At 57.1% G+C, this 21,717-nt stretch carries 21 protein-coding genes; 13 read left to right on the forward strand and 8 right to left on the reverse strand.

All coding sequences use genetic code 11. From position 1 onward, the window contains the following. Positions 1-114: 114 nt before the first annotated feature. From EAW52_RS12150 to EAW52_RS12205, 12 genes are all read left to right on the forward strand, one after another. Entirely contained in the window at positions 115-726 is a 612-nt protein-coding gene (locus tag EAW52_RS12150; RefSeq protein WP_122042591.1) for a paraquat-inducible protein A, read from the forward strand. Further along, positions 723-1,340: a paraquat-inducible protein A gene (locus EAW52_RS12155; RefSeq protein WP_010798254.1), complete on the forward strand. Its 618-nt coding sequence runs from the start codon at positions 723-725 to the stop codon at positions 1,338-1,340. The genes EAW52_RS12150 and EAW52_RS12155 overlap by 4 nt, the downstream gene beginning before the upstream one ends. Beyond that, the gene (locus tag EAW52_RS12160) at positions 1,330-3,006 is read left to right on the forward strand and encodes an intermembrane transport protein PqiB (protein ID WP_122042592.1); all 1,677 of its coding nucleotides are present in this window, start codon (positions 1,330-1,332) and stop codon (positions 3,004-3,006) included. Before EAW52_RS12155 ends, EAW52_RS12160 begins: the two co-directional genes overlap by 11 nt. Next, complete coding sequence (locus EAW52_RS12165) at positions 3,003-3,614, forward strand: membrane integrity-associated transporter subunit PqiC (protein ID WP_019365694.1); 612 nt, start codon at positions 3,003-3,005, stop codon at positions 3,612-3,614. Before EAW52_RS12160 ends, EAW52_RS12165 begins: the two co-directional genes overlap by 4 nt. Further along, a complete protein-coding gene (locus EAW52_RS12170; protein WP_122042593.1) occupies positions 3,611-3,862 on the forward strand; it encodes a hypothetical protein in 252 nt (83 codons plus the stop codon). Before EAW52_RS12165 ends, EAW52_RS12170 begins: the two co-directional genes overlap by 4 nt. 313 nt (positions 3,863-4,175) lie before the next feature. Beyond that, complete coding sequence (locus EAW52_RS12175; protein WP_122042594.1) at positions 4,176-4,613, forward strand: DUF2628 domain-containing protein; 438 nt, start codon at positions 4,176-4,178, stop codon at positions 4,611-4,613. 164 nt (positions 4,614-4,777) lie between these two features. Beyond that, positions 4,778-5,506, forward strand: coding sequence for a FadR/GntR family transcriptional regulator (locus tag EAW52_RS12180; RefSeq protein ID WP_122042595.1), 729 nt, complete (start codon positions 4,778-4,780; stop codon positions 5,504-5,506). Positions 5,507-5,627: 121 nt separating this feature from the next. Then, positions 5,628-6,539: a 5-dehydro-4-deoxyglucarate dehydratase gene (gene kdgD / locus EAW52_RS12185; RefSeq protein ID WP_122042596.1), complete on the forward strand. Its 912-nt coding sequence runs from the start codon at positions 5,628-5,630 to the stop codon at positions 6,537-6,539. A gap of 129 nt (positions 6,540-6,668) precedes the next feature. Further along, positions 6,669-8,012, forward strand: a complete 1,344-nt coding sequence (locus tag EAW52_RS12190; RefSeq protein WP_122042597.1) for an MFS transporter — start codon at positions 6,669-6,671, stop codon at positions 8,010-8,012. A 100-nt stretch (positions 8,013-8,112) separates the two neighbouring features. After that, entirely contained in the window at positions 8,113-9,468 is a 1,356-nt protein-coding gene (gudD, locus tag EAW52_RS12195) for a glucarate dehydratase (protein ID WP_122042598.1), read from the forward strand. A gap of 252 nt (positions 9,469-9,720) precedes the next feature. After that, on the forward strand, positions 9,721-10,674 hold the full coding sequence (locus EAW52_RS12200) for a 2-hydroxyacid dehydrogenase (RefSeq protein WP_122042599.1): 954 nt from the start codon (positions 9,721-9,723) through the stop codon (positions 10,672-10,674). Between the two features lie 202 nt (positions 10,675-10,876). Next, the gene (locus tag EAW52_RS12205; protein ID WP_122042600.1) at positions 10,877-12,175 is read left to right on the forward strand and encodes an Nramp family divalent metal transporter; all 1,299 of its coding nucleotides are present in this window, start codon (positions 10,877-10,879) and stop codon (positions 12,173-12,175) included. A 140-nt stretch (positions 12,176-12,315) separates the two neighbouring features. Here EAW52_RS12205 and EAW52_RS12210 read toward each other — a convergent pair whose 3' ends face one another. Further along, complete coding sequence (locus EAW52_RS12210) at positions 12,316-12,930, reverse strand: DUF1826 domain-containing protein (protein WP_122042601.1); 615 nt, start codon at positions 12,928-12,930, stop codon at positions 12,316-12,318. 331 nt (positions 12,931-13,261) lie between these two features. Here EAW52_RS12210 and EAW52_RS12215 point away from each other — a divergent pair, with 331 nt between their 5' ends. Next, on the forward strand, positions 13,262-13,804 hold the full coding sequence (locus EAW52_RS12215) for a tetratricopeptide repeat protein (RefSeq protein WP_122042602.1): 543 nt from the start codon (positions 13,262-13,264) through the stop codon (positions 13,802-13,804). 38 nt (positions 13,805-13,842) lie between these two features. On the opposite strand, the gene EAW52_RS12220 is transcribed toward EAW52_RS12215, so the two are convergent. The 7 genes from EAW52_RS12220 to EAW52_RS12250 all read right to left on the reverse strand — a co-directional run bounded on the left by EAW52_RS12220 (position 13,843) and on the right by EAW52_RS12250 (position 21,678). After that, entirely contained in the window at positions 13,843-14,616 is a 774-nt protein-coding gene (locus EAW52_RS12220) for an enoyl-CoA hydratase (protein WP_010798238.1), read from the reverse strand. Positions 14,617-14,620: 4 nt separating this feature from the next. Beyond that, on the reverse strand, positions 14,621-15,754 hold the full coding sequence (locus tag EAW52_RS12225) for an acyl-CoA dehydrogenase family protein (RefSeq protein WP_122042603.1): 1,134 nt from the start codon (positions 15,752-15,754) through the stop codon (positions 14,621-14,623). A 15-nt stretch (positions 15,755-15,769) separates the two neighbouring features. Further along, on the reverse strand, positions 15,770-16,957 hold the full coding sequence (locus EAW52_RS12230) for an acetyl-CoA C-acyltransferase (RefSeq protein ID WP_372238892.1): 1,188 nt from the start codon (positions 16,955-16,957) through the stop codon (positions 15,770-15,772). Positions 16,958-16,968: 11 nt separating this feature from the next. After that, positions 16,969-17,736, reverse strand: coding sequence for an SDR family NAD(P)-dependent oxidoreductase (locus tag EAW52_RS12235; RefSeq protein ID WP_122042605.1), 768 nt, complete (start codon positions 17,734-17,736; stop codon positions 16,969-16,971). A 10-nt stretch (positions 17,737-17,746) separates the two neighbouring features. Continuing rightward, complete coding sequence (locus EAW52_RS12240; protein ID WP_122042606.1) at positions 17,747-19,405, reverse strand: AMP-binding protein; 1,659 nt, start codon at positions 19,403-19,405, stop codon at positions 17,747-17,749. A 116-nt stretch (positions 19,406-19,521) separates the two neighbouring features. Further along, positions 19,522-20,475 (reverse strand): AraC family transcriptional regulator, encoded by a 954-nt coding sequence (locus EAW52_RS12245; protein WP_122044791.1) that lies wholly within the window; start codon positions 20,473-20,475, stop codon positions 19,522-19,524. Positions 20,476-20,559: 84 nt separating this feature from the next. After that, entirely contained in the window at positions 20,560-21,678 is a 1,119-nt protein-coding gene (locus EAW52_RS12250) for an enoyl-CoA hydratase/isomerase family protein (protein WP_122042607.1), read from the reverse strand. Between the last annotated feature and the right edge of the window lie 39 nt (positions 21,679-21,717).

The following is a 21,717-nucleotide window of genomic DNA, read 5'->3' on the forward strand; positions in this document are numbered from 1 at the left end:
TTCGAACACCCATACAGCGAAACGGCCTAACGCAGTATCCTAACGATCAGGTGCTGGTCGACAGGTCGGCGTTTCCACACTTCACCGAAACCTATCCAATGCACACCATCAGCCATGCCTCAACACCCTGACTGGATCATCTGCGAGCACTGCGATTCGGTCTACCATCGGCGCCCACTCGCGCGGGGCGAAGCTGCCCGCTGCGTGCGTTGCGATGCCGTGATCGAGCGTAGCAGACGGCTCAATGTCGAACAGTTGTTCGCCCTTACGCTGGCAGCTGGCATCCTGTTCATATTGGCCAACGTCTTCCCCATCATGCACATCAGCTTGCAAGGGCTGAGCAACGAGGCCACGCTCTGGGAATCTGTCGAGGCATTGGCTCAAGGTCGTATTACGTTGATTGCGCTGGTGGCAGGCCTGGCGATTATCTTCGCGCCGCTGTTTCAGATCCTGCTGCTGGGCTGGGTGCTGGGTTACGCTTATGTGGGCGAAATGGCCCCAGGGTTCAGGGCCTGTATGCGGGCGCTTGAGCATTTACGACCCTGGAGCATGCTGGAGGTCTGCCTGCTTGGCATTCTCGTAGCCATTATCAAACTGGCCGGTATGCTCAACGTTTCGCCTGGCGTCGGCTTATGGGCCATGGCCATGCTGACGGTGCTGATTATTCTCATTGCCGGTCGTGACATCCGCTACCTCTGGGACGATCTGGAGGTGCCGGTTACATGAATAAACCGCCCTACGCGCGCGAACTCAAGGTTTGCCTGTGCCATACCTGTGGATTTGTCTGCCCTGAGGGAGCGCATGAATGCCCGCGCTGCTATTCGCCGGTTCATACACGCAAACCCAACAGCATCGCCCGTACCTGGGCGTTTCTGCTTGCTTCGATCATCTTTTATGTGCCAGCCAATGTCCTGCCGGTGATGTATACCAGCATGTTCAGCGGGGGCAGTGAAAATACGATCATGAGCGGTGTCATCGAGTTCTGGCAGCACGGCTCGTGGGACATCGCTATCCTGATTTTCATTGCCAGCGTTGCCGTGCCTTGTATGAAATTTTGCGTCCTGGGTACTTTGCTGATTACCTGTCAAAGGCGCAGCCGCTGGGCCATGCGCGAACGGGCCAAGCTTTATCGCTTCGTAGAGCTGATCGGCTATTGGTCGATGCTCGATGTATTGGTCGTGGCCCTGGTGGCTGCGCTAGTTCAATTCCGAGCCTTGAGCACGATCGAGCCCCGTCTGGGTATCCTGTTCTTTGGCCTGGTCGTCGTCTTGACCATGCTGTCTGCCATGAGCTTTGATCCGCGCCTGATCTGGGACGCTGAGGTAAATGATGTCGAATAACCCGAACACTGCTTTTCCAACCCCTGGCACGCCTCAGATCAGAAAGCGGCGCTTCAGTATTTCTCTGGTCTGGCTGGTCCCGATCGTGGCGGCTCTGATAGGGCTATCCATGGTCGTCAACAGCTGGTTGCGGGCAGGTCCTCAGGTCAACGTCAGTTTTCAAACGGCTGAGGGGCTTGAAGCAAACAAAACCCAGGTAAAGTACAAGAACGTGGTAATCGGTACGGTTACCCGAATAGCCCTTAGCGAAGACCGCACCCACGTTACCGCCACGATTGACCTGGATAAGTCAGCCGAACCCTTTACCCGCGAGGATACCCAGTATTGGGTGGTCCGTCCGCGTATCGGCGCCAACGGGGTTTCCGGTGTAGACACACTGCTCTCCGGTCCCTTTATCGGCGCGGACGCTGGCCGTTCCGAAGTGACCAAAAAAGATTTCGTCGGACTGGAAAACCCTCCCCCTGTCACCTACGGGCAAAGGGGCAAGCGCTTTACCCTTCATACCGACGATCTTGGCTCATTGGATATTGGCTCGCCGGTCTACTATCGCCGCATTCAGGTAGGCCAGGTCATCTCGTATAACCTGACGGAAGATGGCAAGGGGGTAGATGTTCAGGTGTTCGTCAATTCGCCCAACGATGCGTTTGTGACCGACGATACCCGCTTCTGGAATGCCAGCGGCATTGACGTCTCGGTTGATGCCAGCGGCCTGAAGGTCAACACCCAGACGATCCCCTCCATTCTGGCGGGCGGCATTGCCTTTCGAGAGCCTAATTACAGCCCGGACGCCAAACCAGCTCCAGAGCACTACGAATTCACGCTCTATAACGACCAGCAGACGGCACTGGCGCCTCCCTCCGGCGAACCTCGGTTTATTCGGCTGCGTTTCAATCAGTCCTTACGCGGACTTGCGGTGAATGCTCCCGTGGAGTTCCTGGGGGTGAATATCGGCCGGGTTGTCTCAGTGGATCTTGATTATGACCCCAAAACGCAGCGGTTCCCGACTACGGTAGGTGCAGTGGTCTATCCGCAGCGTCTGGGCAGTGCCCATGACAAGCTGGTCAAGCAGATCGGCGGTGAAAGCGAAGAGCAATCCGCTCAACTGATCAAGCGTCTGGTCGAGCAAGGTCTGCGAGCCCAGGCCCGCACGGGCAACCTTCTGACAGGACAGCTTTATATTGCGCTGGATTTCGATCCCAAGGCGGCCAAGGTCAGCTTCAACCCCAACAGTCGTCCTCTTGAGATTCCGACGGTTCCAGGCGGGTTCGATAAGCTACAGGAGCAGCTGCAGGCTATGGTCGACAAGATCAGCAAGCTACCTATCGACTCGATTGCCAACAACCTGAACGGCAGCCTGAACGAGTTGCAGAAAACGATGAAACAGGTCAATGGCGATGTGTTGCCGCAAATGCGAGGTACGCTCGAGGAGCTGCAAAACACGCTCAAGACTGCCAACGAAACGTTGGATGAAGACTCGCCGGCACGTCAGCAGGTCAACCAAGCCATGGACGAGGTCCAGCGAACCGCTCGCTCCGTGCGTGTACTGACCGATTATCTGAGCCGCCATCCCGAGTCGCTGATTCGTGGCCGTACCGAGGAAGCGGCGCCCGGCTCCTATAATGGGAAGTCATCCTCTCGAGACATTGAAATGGAGTCCCAGCCATGACCCTTCGCTTATCGCTGGCTGCAATAGTGGCCACGCTGGGGCTTGCCGCGTGCAGCTCAGCCCCTACGCATTACTACACGCTACTGCCTCCCCTGTCTGGCCAGGTGGGTTCTCACACCGCCCCCGCAGCGTTTCAGTTCGAGCTTGCGCCTGTGCGCATGCCTGTGCAGGTTGACCAGCCCCAACTGGTGGTGAGGCAAAGCAATGGTAGCCTCGCCATTCTGGAGTCCGAACGCTGGAGCGCGCCGCTTGGCGATGAATTTCATGACGCCCTGGCAGGTCAGCTGGAGCAACAGCTCGGCGTCCGGGATCTGGCGGGACTTCCCAAAACCTCCGGCAAGCCGGTGTTGACGCTACGCACTGATGTACGCCGCTTCGACATGCTGCCCGAGCGGTATGCCTTGATTGATGTGGTTTGGAGCCTTAACCTGAGAAGCGAAGGTAGCCCACGCCGAACGTTGACCTGCAGCAGTATCATTCGCGAGCCTGCCGGCATGGAGCTTGAAAGCCTCGTCATAGCCCATCAGAAGGCTATTGCTACTCTAGCCAAAACCATTGCGCAAACCGCGCAGCGTTGGAACGAACTGCCGACTACAGAATGCCCATGATGATCGATTGGTACCTGCGTATCCGCCACGCCTGCTCACAAACCAGTGTCTTTGAAGTCTGCTTTGCCTTCGGCACCGCGTTTGTCCTGTTATTTCTACCCGTCGAGCAAGCAAGCGGCTTGGCCAAGCGCCTGCGAGAGCATAGCGCCTATTTTGTAGAAAGTACGTCCTTTTCGAGCGATGTACTCTTTAGCCTTGGCAATGAAGTGAACTATCAAACTGGAACGTTGACCAGCTGCGGCATGTAAGCCACGCCTCCATATAGGGGGCTAAAACGCCCTCTTGTACCTACTGCGTGTTTACTCAGGCTTTACGACTGATGATCCCTTCTCACAGGCAGTAGGCTTTCTACCTGTGTAGCCCCTGCTGTTTTGAACTAGGCCGCCTTTCAATACGTTCAAATAAGCATTTTGAGACAGGGTAGAAACCGAACCTCCCATCACCTCGGTATGCTCGCCCCCCTTGCCATACACAGGCTTGTTCCAAGCCGTACATGTATGGATGAACTTTGCGGATACACCTTAGTAAAGAAATACAGGCCACACGCCAAGGAGCAATAATATGGACACCACGGAACCCTCCAGAGAAGCGTCATATTCGTCAAAATGGCAAGAGCGTTTTGCCTTTTACGAAACCTATAGTGCACCTAAAACCGCTACCTGCAAAAAGGCATTCAAGGAGCTTCCTTTTCGAAAAAAGCTCCTGATCATTAGATGCTGGCCAGCCTTTTTTCTCGGACCTTTCTATTTGATTTTTGCGTTAGGTTTAAAGAAAAAAGGTTTAGCCATGTTAGGCATTGCCTTCTCTACCGGCTTACTTGAACTTCTGTTTCAGGAGCTAACGGGGATTGATGTCCCCCAAGCGCTCGACTTTGGCATTAGCATAAGCTTTGCGATTGCTAACTCAATGACTGCCAATTACGCCTATTACCTTAAAGAAATGAAAAATACGCAGAGCTGGAATCCGTGGGAAGGTTTCTCGGCTTTCGGATGGATTTAGGCGGGCTAGCTCTCTGAGCTTGGAAGACTTAAATTTTTACAACGACGTTAGTTATTTATCAAAATAGCCAACGTAACTCTACTGCAAAATCGCTTTACAGCGCCAGACTTGTCAGACATCTTATAGGTAGACCGGCTAATTAATCCAAATAACAAGGTGTTCAGATGTATTCCGAGCCTGTTTTTCTCACCAAACGCTCGCGTAATCTTTCGCAGGAGCTGGCCAATATTCTCGATAGCCAGATACGCGATGGCCAGCTTAGCCCTGGCGCAAAACTGCCTTCCGAAGCGCAAATCATGAAGGCTCATGGCGTGAGTCGCTCGGTTGTTCGTGAAGCGCTTTCCCACCTTCAGGCAAATGGCAAGGTAGTCACCCGGCAAGGTATCGGTACATTTGTCTGCGAGCCCATTATTCGGCTATCAGGCATGATTGATCCCTCCAGTGTAGAGACACTGCAGGATGTACTTTCAGTCGTTGAAGTCCGAATCAGCCTTGAGTCCGAAGCGGCAGCCCTGGCAGCGCAAAGGCGCTCAGAGGCCCATCTGATGCAGTTTAGAGCCCTGCTCGACCGTATGCAGGCGCGGGCAAGAGCGTCCTCTCCCTCAGAGGATCTCGACATGGAAATGCACCTTTTGATCGCCCAGGCAACCGGCAATCGCTACTTTACAGAGATTATGAGCTGCCTTAGCCGAGAACTCATTCCACGTATGCGCCTGAACAAGGCCTTTAATGAAAGTTCGCTGTCCCAAGCCTATCTTGAACGGCGCGATGCCGAACATGAAGACATCTATAACGCCATTGCCCGGCAGGATGCTATTGGGGCTGCGGCAGCTATGCGTCTGCACCTTAGTAACAGCCGAGAACGATTGGTAAAAGTGATGCAGTCACTTTAGAAGGGCCAGCTGCAATCAAAAAATAAGCAAAAGAGCATCGCACCCACTTGTATGACGACTGATGAGAGGTTAGGCTAAATCCACAACAACAAACCTCATGGCTCTCAGCAGGGTGCAATACATGAATCCGCAAGAACTCAAGCACACCCTTTCATCCGGATTGCTGTCCTTTCCGGTAACCGATTTCGATGCGCAGGGCGATTTCCGCCGCGATACCTACATCAAGCGCCTGGAATGGCTGGCGCCCTACGGTGCCAGCGCTCTGTTTGCGGCTGGCGGCACCGGTGAGTTCTTCTCGCTGGACCAGAAGGAATACTCCGATATCATCAAAACGGCCGTGGACACCTGCAAGGGCATGGTCCCGATTCTGGCCGGTGCCGGTGGCCCAACCCGCGTGGCGATCCAGCAGGCTCAGGAAGCCGAGCGCCTGGGCGCCCAGGGCATCTTGCTGCTGCCGCACTACCTGACCGAAGCCAGCCCTGAAGGCGTAGCCGCGCATGTCGAGGCGGTGTGCAAGTCCGTCAAATTTGGCGTGGTGGTGTACAACCGTAACGTCTGCCGTTTGAAGCCTGACCAGCTGGAAATGCTGGCCGAGCGCTGCCCAAACCTGATCGGTTTCAAGGATGGCATGGGTGACATCGAGCTGATGGTCTCCATCCGCCGTCGTCTGGGTGATCGCTTTACCTACCTGGGTGGCCTACCGACCGCTGAAGTCTATGCCGCGGCCTACAAGGCGCTGGGTGTACCGGTGTACTCCTCGGCGGTGTTCAACTTTGTTCCCAAGACGGCCATGGACTTCTACAAAGCCATTGCTGGGGATGACCACGAGACCGTGGGCAAGCTGATCGATGACTTCTTCCTGCCGTACCTGGACATCCGTAACCGCTGTGCAGGCTATGCGGTAAGCATCGTCAAGGCCGGTGCGAAGATCGCAGGTTATGATGCCGGTCCGGTGCGTGCACCGCTGACCGACCTCAAGCCTGACGAGTACGAGCGTCTGGCTGCGTTGATGGACAAACTCGGTCCGCAGTAAGCATTTGGCCCGGTTGCGTGCCCCTACGCAGCGTATTGCAACCGAGCCTGTTTTACAGCCAAGGGCGGTCCGCCCCGCCCTTTTTGACAATGCAGTACCCGCCACAACAATAAAAGTGGGAGAGCATTCATGAGCCACACCGCTCAATCGGCTGTATCAGCCGACGTTCTGGCGAGCGCAGTCGCCAAGGTCAAGCGACATGTCCTACCGCTGTTCATCATCATGTTCATTGTCAATTACATTGATCGCGTGAACATCGGGTTTGTCAAAAACCATCTTCAAACTGACCTGGGCATTGGTGTAGCCGCCTATGGTCTGGGCGCTGGTCTGTTCTTTGTCGGCTATGCGCTGTTTGAGGTCCCCTCCAACATCCTGCTACAACGGGTTGGCGCACGCGCCTGGCTGACACGCATCATGGCCACTTGGGGCATCGTGGCTGCCATGATGGCCTTTATCCAGAACGAAACGCACTTTTACATCCTGCGCTTTCTGCTCGGCGTGGCCGAAGCGGGCTTCTTTCCGGGTGTCATCTACTATTTCACTCGCTGGCTACCCGGTGCCGAGCGTGGTAAGGCCATTGCGCTATTCCTTTCCGGATCGGCTATCGCCTCGATCATTTCCGGCCCGGTGACAGGCGCCCTGCTGCAAATCGAGGGGCTGGGCCTGCACGGTTGGCAGTGGATGTTTTTGATCGAGGGGCTTTTCTCCGTTGCGCTGTGCGGCTTTGTCTGGTTTTGGCTGGACTCACTGCCCCATGATGCCAAATGGCTAAAGCGCGAAGAGCAGGATGCTCTGGTATCAACCATTGAGGATGAGCAACGTCAGCGAGAACAGGCACAGACGGTTAAACCGACTCTGATGCAACTGCTTAAAGACTCCCAGATCATGCTGTTCTGCGTGATTTACTTTGCCATCCAGCTAACCATCTATGCCGCCACGTTCTGGTTGCCCAGCATCATCAAGAAAATGGGCAACATCAGCGACTTTGAGGTCGGGTTGTTCAACTCCGTACCCTGGCTGATCTCCATTGTGGCCATGTATGCCTTCGCCTCGCTTTCGGCACGCTGGAAATTCCAGCAGGCCTGGGTTGCCGTTGCCCTCCTGGTAGCGGCGGCAGGCATGTTCATGTCGACCACAGGCGGCCCCATCTTTGCCTACGTTGCCATCTGCTTCGCCGCCATCGGCTTCAAGTCCGCATCCTCATGCTTCTGGCCGATTCCCCAGGCGTACCTGGATGCTCGCATCGCAGCAGCCGTATTGGCCCTCATCAACTCGCTGGGCAACCTGGGTGGCTTCGTTGCACCGACTGTCTTCGGCATTCTTGAAGAGCGGACCGGCTCGATCCAGGGCGGCCTTTACGGCTTGGCAGCTACGTCCATCCTGGCGGCCATCGTGGTGTTCTTTGCCCGGACCAAGCCCAAAGGACAGAAACCAGACGCTGGCAGCGCAGGCCTGGAACCCAAGCCCGTTTAACTCCCACTACGCCCGGCTTTACCGCTGGGCGTTATCTAAACAAGCGTACCGGCAGTACTCCACTGCCTGCCACAAGAATAAAGCGTGAAGAGGAATAGGTATGAACGTACAGGTCACTCATGAAGCTCTCACACAAGCGCCCGTCATCACCGACATGCAGGTCGTTCCGGTTGCAGGGCACGATGGCATGCTGCTCAACCTCAGCGGCGCACACGGTCCGTTCTTTACTCGCAATATCGTTATCCTGAAAGACAATGCAGGCCATATTGGCGTGGGTGAGGTGCCCGGCGGCGAAAAGATCCGGCAGACCCTTGAAGATGCTCGTGCACTCATCGTTGGACAGACCATTGGTACCTACAACAACATCCTTAATCAGATGCGCCGTACGTTCGCGGATCGTGATGCTGCTGGTCGAGGCCTACAGACATTTGACCTGCGCATCACCATTCATGCCGTAACAGCTGTAGAAGCCGCCCTATTGGACCTGCTCGGTCAGCACCTGGGCGTTCCGGTTGCCGCCCTGCTGGGCGAAGGTCAGCAGCGCGACACCGTAGAAATGCTGGGTTATTTGTTCTACGTAGGCGACCGCAACAAGACTAATCTTCCCTACCGCAGCGAGCCAGAGGCCGATAATGACTGGTTCCGTGTGCGCCATGAGGAAGCCCTGACGCCGGAAGCTGTGGTGCGCCTGGCCGAAGCAGCCCATGCCCGCTACGGCTTCAACGACTTCAAACTCAAGGGCGGCGTGCTGCGCGGCGAAGAAGAAATGGAAGCGGTGACGGCTCTGGCTGAACGTTTCCCCGAAGCGCGGATCACGCTGGACCCAAATGGTGCTTGGTCACTCAAGGAGGCGATCGCCCTTTGCCGTGACAAGCATGACGTACTGGCCTATGCCGAAGATCCCTGTGGAGCTGAGGATGGCTACTCTGGCCGTGAGGTGATGGCTGAGTTCCGTCGCGCCACAGGCCTTCCGACTGCTACCAACATGATTGCGACCGACTGGCGTCAGATGGGTCATGCTATCCAGCTGCAGTCCGTGGATATCCCGCTGGCCGACCCGCATTTCTGGACGATGCAAGGTTCAGTTCGTGTTGCGCAAATGTGCAATGACTGGGGTCTGACCTGGGGTTCGCACTCCAACAATCACTTTGATATTTCCCTGGCCATGTTCACCCACGTCGCTGCGGCCGCGCCAGGAAAAATCACAGCCATCGATACACACTGGATCTGGCAGGACGGTCAGCGCCTGACCAAGGAGCCCTTCCAGATCAAGGGCGGTCTGGTCGCTGTTCCGCAAAAGCCGGGACTAGGCGTCGAGATCGACATGGATCAGGTTGCCAAGGCCCACGAGCTGTACAAAGGCATGGGACTGGGTGCGCGGGATGATGCTGTCGCCATGCAGTTCCTCGTGCCGAACTGGACATTCAATAACAAGCGTCCCTGCATGGTGCGTTAATTAAATACGCTACGCTATACCTGGGCGTGAGAAGTCACGTCCAGGCCCGTTATAACAACAACTTTCGGGACGCATTCATGAATTCGAACTTCTACTCTAGTGGCTCCGTTTCACTTGCCGGACCGGCATGCAATGCAGTGCATTGTCTTCACAATTGCTTAAACGGTTCTTACTTTCTCTGCTAACACGATAAGGCCGTACCCGCTGCGAGCGAACGCAGCGTATCGCACTGGCTTCTTCCTGGAGAACATCATGAGCGAGACCACGACTCAAGCGCCTAACCTGTTATTGATCGGCCCTCTGTTGCCGGCCTTGCAACAAGAAATCGAATCCAGCTACACCACCCATAAGCTTTGGGAGGCAGAGGACCCGCAAGCCTTCTTGAATACCCATAGCAACGCCATTCACGGTATCGTCACCAGCGGAATTCATGGCTGCAAAGGCGAGGTAATGCGGGCGCTTCCCAACCTAAAAGTTATCGTTAGTTTCGGCGTGGGTTATGACGCAATCGACATCGCCACTGCACGAGACCGAGGGGTAGCGGTCAGCAATACACCAGGCGTACTGGACGACTGCGTGGCCGACACTGCATTTGCCCTGCTGATCGACGTAGCTCGCGGCATCAGCGCGGCAGACCGCTTCGTTCGCAATGGCCGCTGGCTCAAGGAAAAGTTTCCCCTGGGACGCAAGCTCGGCGGCAAGACCTGCGGTATTGTGGGGTTGGGCAACATTGGCAAAGCCATAGCCAAGCGGGTTTCCGCCTTTGACATGAATGTTGCTTATTATGGTCGCCATCAACAAGCAAATGTGCCCTACCGCTACGAGCCGGACCTGAAGGCGCTGGCTAGCCAGTCCGACTTTCTGGTGCTGGCGGTCCCCGGTGGTAACGCGACCCATCACCTTATCGGTACAGACGTACTACAGGCATTGGGCAAGGATGGCTTCCTGATCAACATTGCCCGTGGTTCGGTGGTAGATGAAGCCGCGCTAGTAAGTGCACTGCAACAAGGCGTTATTGCAGGCGCCGGGCTTGATGTATTCGCCCATGAACCCGAAGTGCCTCAGCCATTGCTGGAAATGGATAACGTTGTCCTGACACCCCATCTGGGCAGCGGGACACATGAGACACGTCAGGCCATGGCCGATCTTGTGCTTGAAAATCTCAATCTGTATTTCACGAGCGGAAAACTCAAGACCCCCGTGTAATCCACCGAGCCTCCAACGGCTTCACCGGAGGCTTAACGTTCCCTTCTCAACAGGAGACACGACCACCTTCAGATCGCTTACATACCAACGAGGCGGGCTTGTCCGAACCCCGTTCCATGGCCTGCAGTAGGTCTGCCGACATTGGACTGCAAAACGCTCTTGATAGTGACAAGAACAATCAACCTATTCAGAGAGTTACGTCATGGCACATACCGAATCGGTTTCCAAAAAGGCAGTCAGTACTTCCCGTTATTCTCTTTCCAACCTCGCCAAGGTGCTCGGCCCTGGCATTATCGCAGTGCTCTCCTGGCTAGGCGCGGGCGACCTGATCACCTCATCGGTCGCCGGCTCGAATTATGGCTATGCCATGATGTGGGTATTGGCCGTATCCCTTTTGCTCCGCTTCTTGATCGTCAACATCATTGCCCGCTTCCAGCTGTGCAACAACCAGGGCATGAGCATCCTGCAAGGCTATGCCCAACTTCACCCGCTCTTCGCCTACTTCATGTTTGGCTATGCGCTGATCATGGCACACCTGACCAATGCCTACATGATCAAGGGGGCCGGCGAGGCGCTTTCGACATTACTGCACATTAACCAGCCCTTATTGTGCTCGGTGGCGGTCGTGCTGGCCGTGTGGATGCTGGTGGGGCGAAACTTCTATGCGATGATCGAAGGCGTCATGAAGTTGCTACTGGCTATCATGACACTGGCCTTCCTGACCCTGGCGATCATGGCTACGCCGGATATGGGCGGCATCCTGCGTGGAACCATCGGTTTCAGCATACCAGCCGATGAAGGCGTTCACGGTGCGCTGCTGGTGGCGGTATCTGTCATCGGTGCCGTGGCGGGTTCGTTTTCCAATTTCGTTCACCCCTATGTGATGAAGGAAAAAGGCTGGACAGGGCCTGAGCACAAACGCATCCAGCGTAACGACCTTCTGTTTGCGGTGATTGTCGGCATTATCATCAACCTGGCCATCTGGGTCGTAGGCGCAGAGATCCTGCGACCCAACGGTATTCAGGTCAATACGCTGGATGATCTGGGCGCTGCGCTGGAGCTGTATTTTGGCCAAGGGGGATGGCTGATCTTCTTTGTGGGCGTGTTCGCAACGCTGTTTGCCAGCATTTCAGGCAAGACAACCGCCCTGCCCATGTTGATTACCGATGCTTTCCAGTACATCCGCCCCGGTCGCCGTGAGCGTTACGGCAAGGTCCTGCACCATGATCCGATGCATAAGTGGTTCATGCTGTTCATCCTGGTTACGCCATTGGTGTGGTCGCTTCCGGGAATGCCTAACTTCGTTACCCTGACGATCGCAGTCAATGCCTTGAACATCATTGGTTTGCCGGTGATCTCCCTTGGACTGCTGATCATGTCCAACCAGAAATCACTGTTGGGTAAATACCGGAACAACTGGTTCGAGAATATCGCGCTGGGGTTCGCGACGGCTTTGGCCGTATGGATTGCTTTCCAACTGGGTATTAATCTGTTCAGCTGATCCACATGGCCTGAGGGGTTCGTCCCTCAGGCCTTCCTCGAAGTCAACCGTTCCAACCAGACGCCGTCTCTTCCTTCCATAATCTAATCAATACAACCTAGGTTTTAATGGGTGACAGGCTTTGATTTGTGTAAACCTCCCTAAGCCAGCCAGTCCAGTGACAGAAACAGGCGCTTCTCGCCCGCCACCAAGGCAGGCGAACAATGCACGATGCCTGCCCCTTCGTTGCCCTCCCACTTGTCACCCTTGAGCAGCGCCACTGCACCTAGCGCGAGTTGATGGGCTTCGTCCAGAGATATAGTGGTCAGCTGGCTTTTGCCTGACCAGAGACTGCCCGGCCCGGAATAGGTCGTCACCAGCCGAAGCGGCACGTGGTCAACGTGAAAGCGTGGGCACATTGCCTTGTCCAGCAAGCGCAAACGCACCCCGACTCGGCGGGCATTGAGCAAATAGGCGAAGGCTTTGACCAGCCAGGCGACGTCTGCAACAAACCCTTCGTGACCCTCCAAATCCTTATGGGTGCCGGCCAGCTGACTCAGATTGGGTTCGGCTTCCGCATCCTCCAGTTGCACCACCAGAGACTGGGCAAATGGCTCGGCCACGCCGGTCAATATCCGGGCGAACTGTTCAATGTGCAAAGGAAGGCAGCGGTTCCAGATGGCGAGGTTGATACCGTCATGGAGCACATCAGCCAAAACGGCAGGGGTATCGCCTGCTACCTGCCGGGGTGTAACGCTAGGTTCTGCCATGTTCATCAGACTCACTTTTTAAAGCGTCAGGCACAGGCTTGCTTCCCCACCTAACAAACAAGAGGTCAGTATGTTGGGTGTAAATGCGTATTGACGCAGCACGGGCAGGACCTGTCGGATATAGACTCAAACACAAGATACATGATTAAGTTATAACATAACACAAATTAGCTTTTGATAATGCCTGCTCTATCCTGTGATCACCTTTGATATCTCTCGGATAGTGGTCATGTGCGCCAAGACAATGTTCTTGAAGCGATGCGTTGCGGCGTGTTGAATCTTTCGTTTATGTACAAGCCTAAGGGCCAGACCCGGACGTTATTATCAAGGAGAACGAATGCTCATTAGAAAACTGGCAGGTCCACTGCTTGGCCTTATGCTGTTGAGTGGCTGCGCCCATCAAGAAGCGGATACGCCAGAAACAACTGACCAACCCACCGAAGGCACTGCGGCCAGTCCGACCACTCAGGCGCCCATGGACTTCAATACCGCCAAAGCGATGGCTGAGCGTGGCGATATCGACGCGCAGATCCAGCTGGGCAGCTTCTATTTCATGGGCAAGCCAACCAAGGACTTAAGACAGGCCGAGCGCTGGTGGAAGCTGGCCGCTGACCGCGGTCATCCCGAGGCAGCCGTGAACCTGGCATTTCTGTATTCAGGACAAGCTGATCCGGCCCTGGCCAACGAGGCCGATATGATCAAATACCTTAATCAGTCAGCAGCCGGTGGCAATCCCATGGCTCAGCACATGCTGGGTAACTTTTATATGGGAGGCATGCATGGCCTGCCCAAGGATACCTTTCAGGCCAAGCAGCTCTACAAGAGCGCCTGCGACAAGAAGTTCGAGAGCAGCTGCCAGCGGCTGTCTACGCTTCCCTGAAACAAGGGCTGGGTCCGCCATCAGACCCAGCCTCGACATTACCGGTGCTTAAAATCTGCGTCCCGCTTTTCAACAAACGCCTTCATGCCCTCTTTCTGATCCGCCGTGGCGAAGACGGCATGGAAAATACGTCGTTCGAACCGCACACCTTCACTCAGGCTCGTTTCAAAGACCCGGTTGATGCTCTCCTTGGCCATCAGCGTTGCCGTCAACGACTTGTTGGCGATCTCATGAGCAACTTTCAGGGTTTCGCTCACAAGGCTGTCCACAGGGAAAATGCGGGCTACCAACCCTGCCCGCTCGGCTTCCGGTGCCTCCATCATACGGCCGGTCAGGCACATTTCCATGGCCTTGGCCTTGCCCAGCGCCCGCGTCAGCCGCTGAGTACCTCCCATGCCCGGCAAGACGCCAAGCTTGATTTCCGGCAGGCCAAACTTGGCATTGTCCGCGGCGTAGATGAAGTCGCATAGCAACGCCAGTTCACACCCACCTCCCAAGGCATATCCGGCTACGGCTGCAATCATCGGCTTGCGCCGGCTGGCGACACGATCCACAGCAGAGAAAAAATCATCCAGATAAATGTCAGGAAAGGTCAGGTCAGCCATTTCCTTGATATCCGCACCTGCCGCAAAGGCCTTGGACGACCCGGTCAGCACGATGCAGCCAATGGTGCTGTCCCGCTCCAGCCCGTCCAACGCCTGATTGAGTTCGTTGATCAGTTTTGTGTTCAGGGCATTCAGGGCTTGAGGGCGGTTGAGTGTGATCAGCGCAACACGCTCCTGTATTTCGATCACCAGGGTTTCATAGGACATGAAGTTACTCTCCTAGATGGCGGGCAATGACAAGCCGCTGAATATCACTGGTGCCCTCGTAAATCTGGCAGATCCGGGCGTCGCGATAGATGCGCTCCAGCGGATAGTCGTTGAGGTAGCCATAGCCACCCAGGGTTTGCAAGGCAGCGGAGCAGACGCGCTCCGTCATCTCGGAGGCAAACAGCTTGGCCATGGAGGCCTCGACCAATGCAGGCCTGCCGGCATCCCTGAGCGCGGCGGCATGCAGCACCATCTGCCGAGCCACGGCGATTTCGGTTGCCATGTCCGCCAGGCGGAAAGACACAGCCTGATGCTCGACGATAGGCTTGCCAAAGGTCTGCCGGTCACGGGCGTAGTCGCGTGCATATTCGAATGCCGCGCGTGCCATGCCCACTGCTTGCGCTGCAATACCGATGCGTCCGCCCTCGAGGTTGGCCAGGGCGATCTTGTAGCCTTGCCCTTCCTCGCCCAGCCGAAAAGCCGCCGGGATACGCACGTTGTCCAGTTGGATCTGACAGGTGTCGGAGGCATGAATGCCCAATTTGTGCTCTACACGAACGACCGAATAGCCGGGTGTTGAGGTTGGCACCAGAAAGGCGGTGATGCCTCGTTTACCAGCGGATGGATCCGTCACGGCAAAGACAATCACAACGCCTGCATTACTGCCGGAGGTAATGAATTGCTTGGCCCCGTTGATTACGTACTCATCACCTTCCCGCCGTGCCTTGGTCCGTAGATCACTGGCGTCCGAGCCGGCCTGGGGTTCGGTGAGTGCAAAGGCACCGATCATTTCACCCGTAGCCAGCGGTATCAGAAACTGGGTTTTCTGCTCATCGGTGCCGAAGTGATGAATCGGGACGCAGCCTACCGAGTTATGCACGCTCATGATGGTAGAACAGGCCCCGTCACCGGCGGCAATTTCCTCAAGGGCCAGTGCATAGGCAACATAACCGGTCTCGCAGCCGCCCCAAGTATCAGGCACCAGCATGCCCATGAAACCCAGCTCCGCCATCTCCCGTAACGCTTCTCGAGGAAAGGTATGCTCGCGGTCCCATTCTGCCGAGAACGGACGCAGCCGCTCCTGAGCAAACTGACGGGCCATGTCGGCAATGCTTTGTTGTTCTTCGGTAATCAGCATGATCTTGTCCTCACATCAATACAGGCATTCCACGGCCATCGCGGTTGCCTCGCCGCCGCCAATGCAAATGGCCGCTACGCCTCGGCGCAGCCCATGACGGCGCAAGGCCGAAATCAGGGTCACCAGAATCCGTGCACCTGAAGCGCCAATAGGATGGCCCAGTGCACACGCACCGCCATGAATGTTGACCTTTTCATGGGGCAGTCCAAGCTCGCGCATGGTGACCATGGCAACTACAGCAAATGCTTCGTTGATTTCGAACAGATCTACGTCGTTCAGCGACCAGCCTGTCCGCTTCATGAGCTTCTGGATAGCGCCAATGGGCGCCGTGGGAAACAGATGCGGTGCATCGGCGAAGGCTGCATGTCCGTGGATAGCGGCCAATGGCGTCAGCCCCTGCCGCTCGGCCTCGGAGCGGCGCATCAGTACCAGCGCCGCTGCACCATCGGAAATCGAACTGGCGTTGGCAGCCGTTACCGTACCGTCCTGACGGAACGCGGGCTTTAATTCGGGAATCTTGTCGAGCCGGGCCTTGGGCGGCTGCTCATCATCGCGGATAAGGCGTTCTTCCTTACGGGTCTTGACACTAACCGGCACGATCTCGGCCGCAAAGGCGCCCTCCTCGATGGCCTTGCGCGCCCGGGTCAGAGAAGCCATCGCATACTCATCCTGGGCAGCACGGCTGACATCATGCTGCTGGGCACAGTCTTCGGCAAAAGTCCCCATGAGGCGTCCCTTGTCATAGGCATCCTCCAGCCCATCCAGGAACATATGATCCAGTACGCGCCCATGGCCCATGCGATAGCCGGCGCGGGCACGATCCAACAGATACGGTGCGTTGGACATGCTTTCCATGCCCCCGGCAATAACAACGTTGGCACTGCCAGCCCGCAGCAGATCATGGCCGAGAATGGCAGCCTGCATGCCGGAGCCACACATCTTGTTGAGCGTAGTGCAGGGTGTGTGTTGGGTAAGGCCTGCACCCAGGGCAGCCTGCCGTGCCGGTGCCTGCCCCAGGCCGGCGGGAAGCACGCAGCCCATGAGCACTTCATCTACTGCCTCAACGCTGATGCCGCTACGCTCGATAACCGCGCCGATAGCCTGGGCGCCCAGCTCCGTTGCGCTCAGCCCTTGCAGATCGCCCTGGAAACCACCCATGGGGGTGCGGGCAAGACTGACGATAACGATGGGATCCTGATTCATAATGATCTCTCTTATTTGGCTGCCATGCGCAAGGCGCCGTCGAGACGAATCACCTCGCCGTTGAGCATGCTGTTTTCAATGATGTGCCTGACCAGGGCTGCATATTCCTCGGGCCTACCAAGACGCGGCGGGAACGGCACGCCTGCAGCAAGGGATTCGCGCACGGCCTCTGTCATGCCTGCCATCATGGGGGTCTCGAAGATACCTGGGGCGATGGTCATGACGCGTATCCCGTAACGTGCCAACTCCCGGGCAGCCGGTAGCGTCATACTGGCGACGCCGCCTTTCGAGGCTGCATAGGCTACTTGCCCAATTTGCCCGTCAAAGGCTGCAATGGAAGCGGTGTTGATGATGACGCCACGTTCGCCACTGGCCTCAACCTCGCCCTGCGTCATGGCTTCGGCCGCCAGACGCAGCATGTTGAAACTACCAATGAGATTGATGCCGACGATTCGGCTGAAGCTGTCCAAACCATGAACACCGCTTTTTCCCAGTACCTTTTCACCCCCTACGACACCTGCGCAATTGACCAGCCCATGAACGGCGCCAAAAGCCTCCATCGTGGCGGCTACGGCTGAACGCGCCTGAGCTTCGTCGGTGACATTGGTCACGGCGCAGCGTGCCCGTGGGCCAAGTACCTCGACCTTCGCCTCGACACTGGGCGCATGCATATCCACCAGCATAACGTTGGCTCCAGCCTCCACCAGCATGGTCGCGGTAGCAGCCCCCAGGCCCGAGCCCGCACCGGTCACAAGGAACGTTTTGTTTTCAATCTGCATACAGCACTCCTTAGGCGGCAGATGCCGGGGTAGCCTGGGCCTTCGCAATCTCCTGGTTACGCAGGATGAATCGCTGGACCTTGCCACTGGGGGTTTTGGGAAGCTCCGCCACAAATTCGATTTCCCGCGGATAGGCATGGGCGGCCAGGCGTTTGCGTACGTACTGACGCAGCTCTTCGGCAAGCTCTGGGGTATCACAGTACCGGCTATGAATGACGACGAATGCCTTGATGATTTCGGTGCGCTCTGGATCAGGCTTGCCCACTACGGCCGCCTCGATCACGGCCGGATGCTCGATCAAGGCACTTTCCACATCGAACGGTCCAACGCGATAGCCCGACGTTGTGATCACATCATCGGATCGCCCTACAAAGCTTATACTGCCGTCATCGTTCAGCTCGACCGTATCGCCGCTGAGGTAGTAAGGGCCGACGAAGGACTTGGTAGGCAGCCCCAGATAACCACCAAACCAGCACATGGGCGACTGTGAGAGATCTACTGCCAGGATACCAGGCTGGCCTGCGGGCAACTCCTGCGCCTGGTCATCCACTACCACGACTCGGTGTCCAGGGCTGGCAAAGCCTGCCGAGCCGGGCCGCACCGGATGCTCCAGTGCGTGGTGATTACACAACACCATGCCCAGCTCGGTCTGCCCGTAATGGTCATGGATGGTTGCGCCCAGGTTCTGCGCGAACCAGCGGATTACCTCCGGATTGAGCGGCTCTCCTGCACTGCTGACCGCTCGCAGCCGCCCTTTGAGGCAGTCGATTACGCTGTCACCACCGGCAATCAGCATCCGGTAGGCAGTAGGCGAACCGGCCAGGTTGGTAATGCCATATTTGCGGATGATGCGACAGGTGCTCTCCACCGAGAACGGACCATCATAAAACGTAGTGGGATGTCCCAGCGCCAGAGGGCCTGTCACGGCGTAGTACAGTCCATAGGCCCAGCCGGGATCAGCCACGTTCCAGAAGGCATCTTCCGGGCGCAGGTCGATGGCATCGCTCATGTAACCCATGAACGCGGCGATGGCCTTGAGCGGAACGGCCAGTGGCTTGGCAGGGCCTGTGGTGCCCGAAGTAAACATGAGCAGGAAAGGATCATCCCCTGCACGCATGACCGGCTCGAAATGGGTAGGATGCTTTTCCAGTTCGCTCCAAAAACTGAAGTCGCCCCGCTCAATGCCCAGACCACGTCGGCCACCCAGCGTAACAATGGTGGGGCAATGATCGACGTCGCTCAGCTTGCCTCGGTTGGCCCCATCGGTCACGACTAGTTTCGCCTCTGATGTCGTAAGTCGATGCTCGATGGCCTTGGGGCCAAACGCTGTGAACACGGGCTGGTAGACCGCACCAGCCCGCCACGTGCCAAGGATCGTCACAAGAAGCTCTGGCGTACGCGGCAGCAGGCCCGCCACACGATCACCCGGACCTATCCCCTGGGCCACCAGAAAATGGGCGAACTGGGCCGCGCGCTGCATGAGTTCGATAAACGTCCAGGTTTCGCTGCTACCGTCGCGGCCCTCCCAGAACAGGGCGATACGGCCCGGCAGGGCGTGGCGGTCGCAGCATTCGATACAGGCGTTGAGCGATTCGAGCGTCCCGCTCAGTCGGCTGGCAACAACAGAAGGGAAATCAAAGCTGGAATAGGCAGCCTGATAGTCCTGCATGATCAGTTCCTCGGCTTGTTGTTATTGGAACGTCAGGAGCGTCTTTTTTGACTGTATCGCGCCAGCGCTGGCTTGCAATGGTCAAACCCTTCAATCTGGCTGAGCGGTTTGGACAATCAGGCAGAGTCGACCTGGGCGAGAATCAGGTTGCGGTAGTGACCAGGGTTGGTTCCGGTCCATTTACGAAAGGCCTTGTAGAAGGCGCTGATATCAGCGAAGCCAAGCTGAGTAGCAATGTCCGAATAGGTCATCGAGGGATCGGCCAGCCAGTCGATCGCCTGCTCCTTGCGTACGGTGTCCTTGATCGCCTGGTAGGATTGCGCCTGCTCTGCCAGACGCCGCCGCAGAGTGGCAGGTGACATGCACAGGGTGTGCGCCAGGGCTTCACTGGTCGGCCACTGTTCGCCCGGCAGTTGCCGCAACTGCAATTTGATCCGACTCGCCAAACTGTCCGAATCGCGGTATTTCTCCAGAATGTTGCAGGGCGCCTCAGCCAGAAAACGCTGCAGGTCCGCCTCGCTGCGTCTTACCGGCACATCCAGCACCTCGGCGGCAAAGATGATGCGCGTTCGATTCTGGTTGAAACGCAGGTTGTCTGAGAACATGACCTTGTAATCGGCCGTAAAGGCGGGCTCGGGGCAGCGCAGCTCGATTGCCAAGATCGGGATCCGGCGGCCAGCCAGCCAGCAGGCTACGCCGTGAACGATCATCCAGTAGGTAAAATACGCGAAGGCTCGATTGGGCGCCCCGGCGGGCTCCCGCAATATAATTTCCGCCAGGCTCTGGCTGCGGACCAGCTCACCACGAAGGTGCTCGAAGGTAAGCCCGAGAAAAGCCAGCCCATGAATCAACGCTGCGCCTACCGTAGGTTGGGACAGGCAGGCCCGGCAGAGAAACTCGAAACTACCAGACCGCATGCCACGCGGGTCCATGCCAAAAAACTCATCATCAAAGCGCCGCGCCAGACGCCGCCAGATGCGCCCGTAAAAGGGGACGGGCACCCGGCCGCCCGGCTCCGCCAGACAGTCTGGCGCCAGCCCGATGTCGCACAATAACTCCGCATGGCTCATTCCCCGCGCAGCAAAGGCCTGTAGCGCCTCCTCCACCAGATAGGTCGAGATGGTGCCCTTGGGAACGGCACGGCTGACCACTGATCAGTCCTTCAGGGCGCGCAGCGGATGCTCGTGGGCCGGAAAGGCAGGCTCGAAAAAGGCATCCAGCCAAGCCGGGTCGTCCGTTGCGAGTGGATCTGCATGCCATTTCGGCTGGCGGTCCTTGTGGATCAGCAGGGCGCGTATCCCCTCCTGCAGCTCACCGAGCTGAGTGCAGCGCACCGACAGGTCCAATTCACTGCGCAGCGCCTCGGCCAGCGACCAGCGCTTGCTGCGCCTGAGCTGACGCAGCGTGATGGCCGCCGAAGTCGGTGAGCCCTGGGCCAATGTCTTGGCCGCCTTGGTTAGCCAGGGATTATTGCCGCTGTAGGCCTTGATTTCAGCAAGTACGGTTTTGTCATCATCGAAATCCGTCAGGGCCTGAAGGGTATCGAAGAGCGGTTGCACATTTGGCTCAGGCATCGCGGCCATGCTTGCTTGCTCATGCTGGCGCAGCACCTGAGCAACCGAGGTATGGCTGAGCACCCTGTCGGGCATGGCCTGCAAATCGGCAATAACCTGTTCACGCCGCTCCGCTGCAATGCAGCGATCCCCCAGCCCGACGAAAACCGCATCACGCGCCGTAAGCTGTGCGCCGGTTACGCCTAGGAACAGCCCGCAACGGCCCGGCATGCGGTTGAGAAACCAGCTCGCTCCTACATCGGGATATAACCCGATGCTGACCTCAGGCATGGCAACACGGGTGCTCTCGCATACCACGCGATGAGAGGCACCGGCGAGCAACCCAAGCCCTCCTCCCATGACGTAACCTGCCCCCCAGGCAATAAGCGGCTTGGGGTAATGATGGATGAAGTGATCGAGCCGGTATTCCAGCGTAAAGTACTCACCGGTGGCCTTGCCCGGCCCAGCTTCTCCTTCCCGCATGGCCTTGTAGAGCGCGACGATATCGCCTCCTGCGCAAAAGGCCTTTTCACCAATTCCCTCCAGCCAGACCGCGTCAATATCGTCCCGCTCAGCCCAGTGCCTGAGCTGTTCTTCTAGCTGGACGGCCATGTTGAAGGATAGGGCGTTCAGGCTGCTTGGTGCGTCTAGCGTGACGCGTCCGAGTCGCTTGCCGGAGGCCAGTGGCAGTTCCGTTACCTGGATGCAGCGCTCACTCATGTAGGTGCTCTCGTCTTGTTCTTATCGGTCGCCCTGTCT

The sequence above is a fragment of the Pseudomonas sp. LTJR-52 genome (assembly GCF_003691465.1).
In the GTDB taxonomy this organism is placed as follows: domain Bacteria; phylum Pseudomonadota; class Gammaproteobacteria; order Pseudomonadales; family Pseudomonadaceae; genus Chryseomonas; species Chryseomonas luteola.

Coding starts and splice junctions, on each gene's coding strand:
- EAW52_RS12150 (WP_122042591.1), top strand. CDS start 115: ATGCCTCAACACCCTGACTGGATCATCTGCGAGCACTGCGATTCGGTC.
- EAW52_RS12155 (WP_010798254.1), top strand. CDS start 723: ATGAATAAACCGCCCTACGCGCGCGAACTCAAGGTTTGCCTGTGCCAT.
- EAW52_RS12160 (WP_122042592.1), top strand. CDS start 1,330: ATGTCGAATAACCCGAACACTGCTTTTCCAACCCCTGGCACGCCTCAG.
- EAW52_RS12165 (WP_019365694.1), top strand. CDS start 3,003: ATGACCCTTCGCTTATCGCTGGCTGCAATAGTGGCCACGCTGGGGCTT.
- EAW52_RS12170 (WP_122042593.1), top strand. CDS start 3,611: ATGATGATCGATTGGTACCTGCGTATCCGCCACGCCTGCTCACAAACC.
- EAW52_RS12175 (WP_122042594.1), top strand. CDS start 4,176: ATGGACACCACGGAACCCTCCAGAGAAGCGTCATATTCGTCAAAATGG.
- EAW52_RS12180 (WP_122042595.1), top strand. CDS start 4,778: ATGTATTCCGAGCCTGTTTTTCTCACCAAACGCTCGCGTAATCTTTCG.
- kdgD (WP_122042596.1), top strand. CDS start 5,628: ATGAATCCGCAAGAACTCAAGCACACCCTTTCATCCGGATTGCTGTCC.
- EAW52_RS12190 (WP_122042597.1), top strand. CDS start 6,669: ATGAGCCACACCGCTCAATCGGCTGTATCAGCCGACGTTCTGGCGAGC.
- gudD (WP_122042598.1), top strand. CDS start 8,113: ATGAACGTACAGGTCACTCATGAAGCTCTCACACAAGCGCCCGTCATC.
- EAW52_RS12200 (WP_122042599.1), top strand. CDS start 9,721: ATGAGCGAGACCACGACTCAAGCGCCTAACCTGTTATTGATCGGCCCT.
- EAW52_RS12205 (WP_122042600.1), top strand. CDS start 10,877: ATGGCACATACCGAATCGGTTTCCAAAAAGGCAGTCAGTACTTCCCGT.
- EAW52_RS12210 (WP_122042601.1), bottom strand. CDS start 12,930: ATGAACATGGCAGAACCTAGCGTTACACCCCGGCAGGTAGCAGGCGAT.
- EAW52_RS12215 (WP_122042602.1), top strand. CDS start 13,262: ATGCTCATTAGAAAACTGGCAGGTCCACTGCTTGGCCTTATGCTGTTG.
- EAW52_RS12220 (WP_010798238.1), bottom strand. CDS start 14,616: ATGTCCTATGAAACCCTGGTGATCGAAATACAGGAGCGTGTTGCGCTG.
- EAW52_RS12225 (WP_122042603.1), bottom strand. CDS start 15,754: ATGCTGATTACCGAAGAACAACAAAGCATTGCCGACATGGCCCGTCAG.
- EAW52_RS12230 (WP_372238892.1), bottom strand. CDS start 16,957: ATGAATCAGGATCCCATCGTTATCGTCAGTCTTGCCCGCACCCCCATG.
- EAW52_RS12235 (WP_122042605.1), bottom strand. CDS start 17,736: ATGCAGATTGAAAACAAAACGTTCCTTGTGACCGGTGCGGGCTCGGGC.
- EAW52_RS12240 (WP_122042606.1), bottom strand. CDS start 19,405: ATGCAGGACTATCAGGCTGCCTATTCCAGCTTTGATTTCCCTTCTGTT.
- EAW52_RS12245 (WP_122044791.1), bottom strand. CDS start 20,475: ATGAGCCATGCGGAGTTATTGTGCGACATCGGGCTGGCGCCAGACTGT.
- EAW52_RS12250 (WP_122042607.1), bottom strand. CDS start 21,678: ATGAGTGAGCGCTGCATCCAGGTAACGGAACTGCCACTGGCCTCCGGC.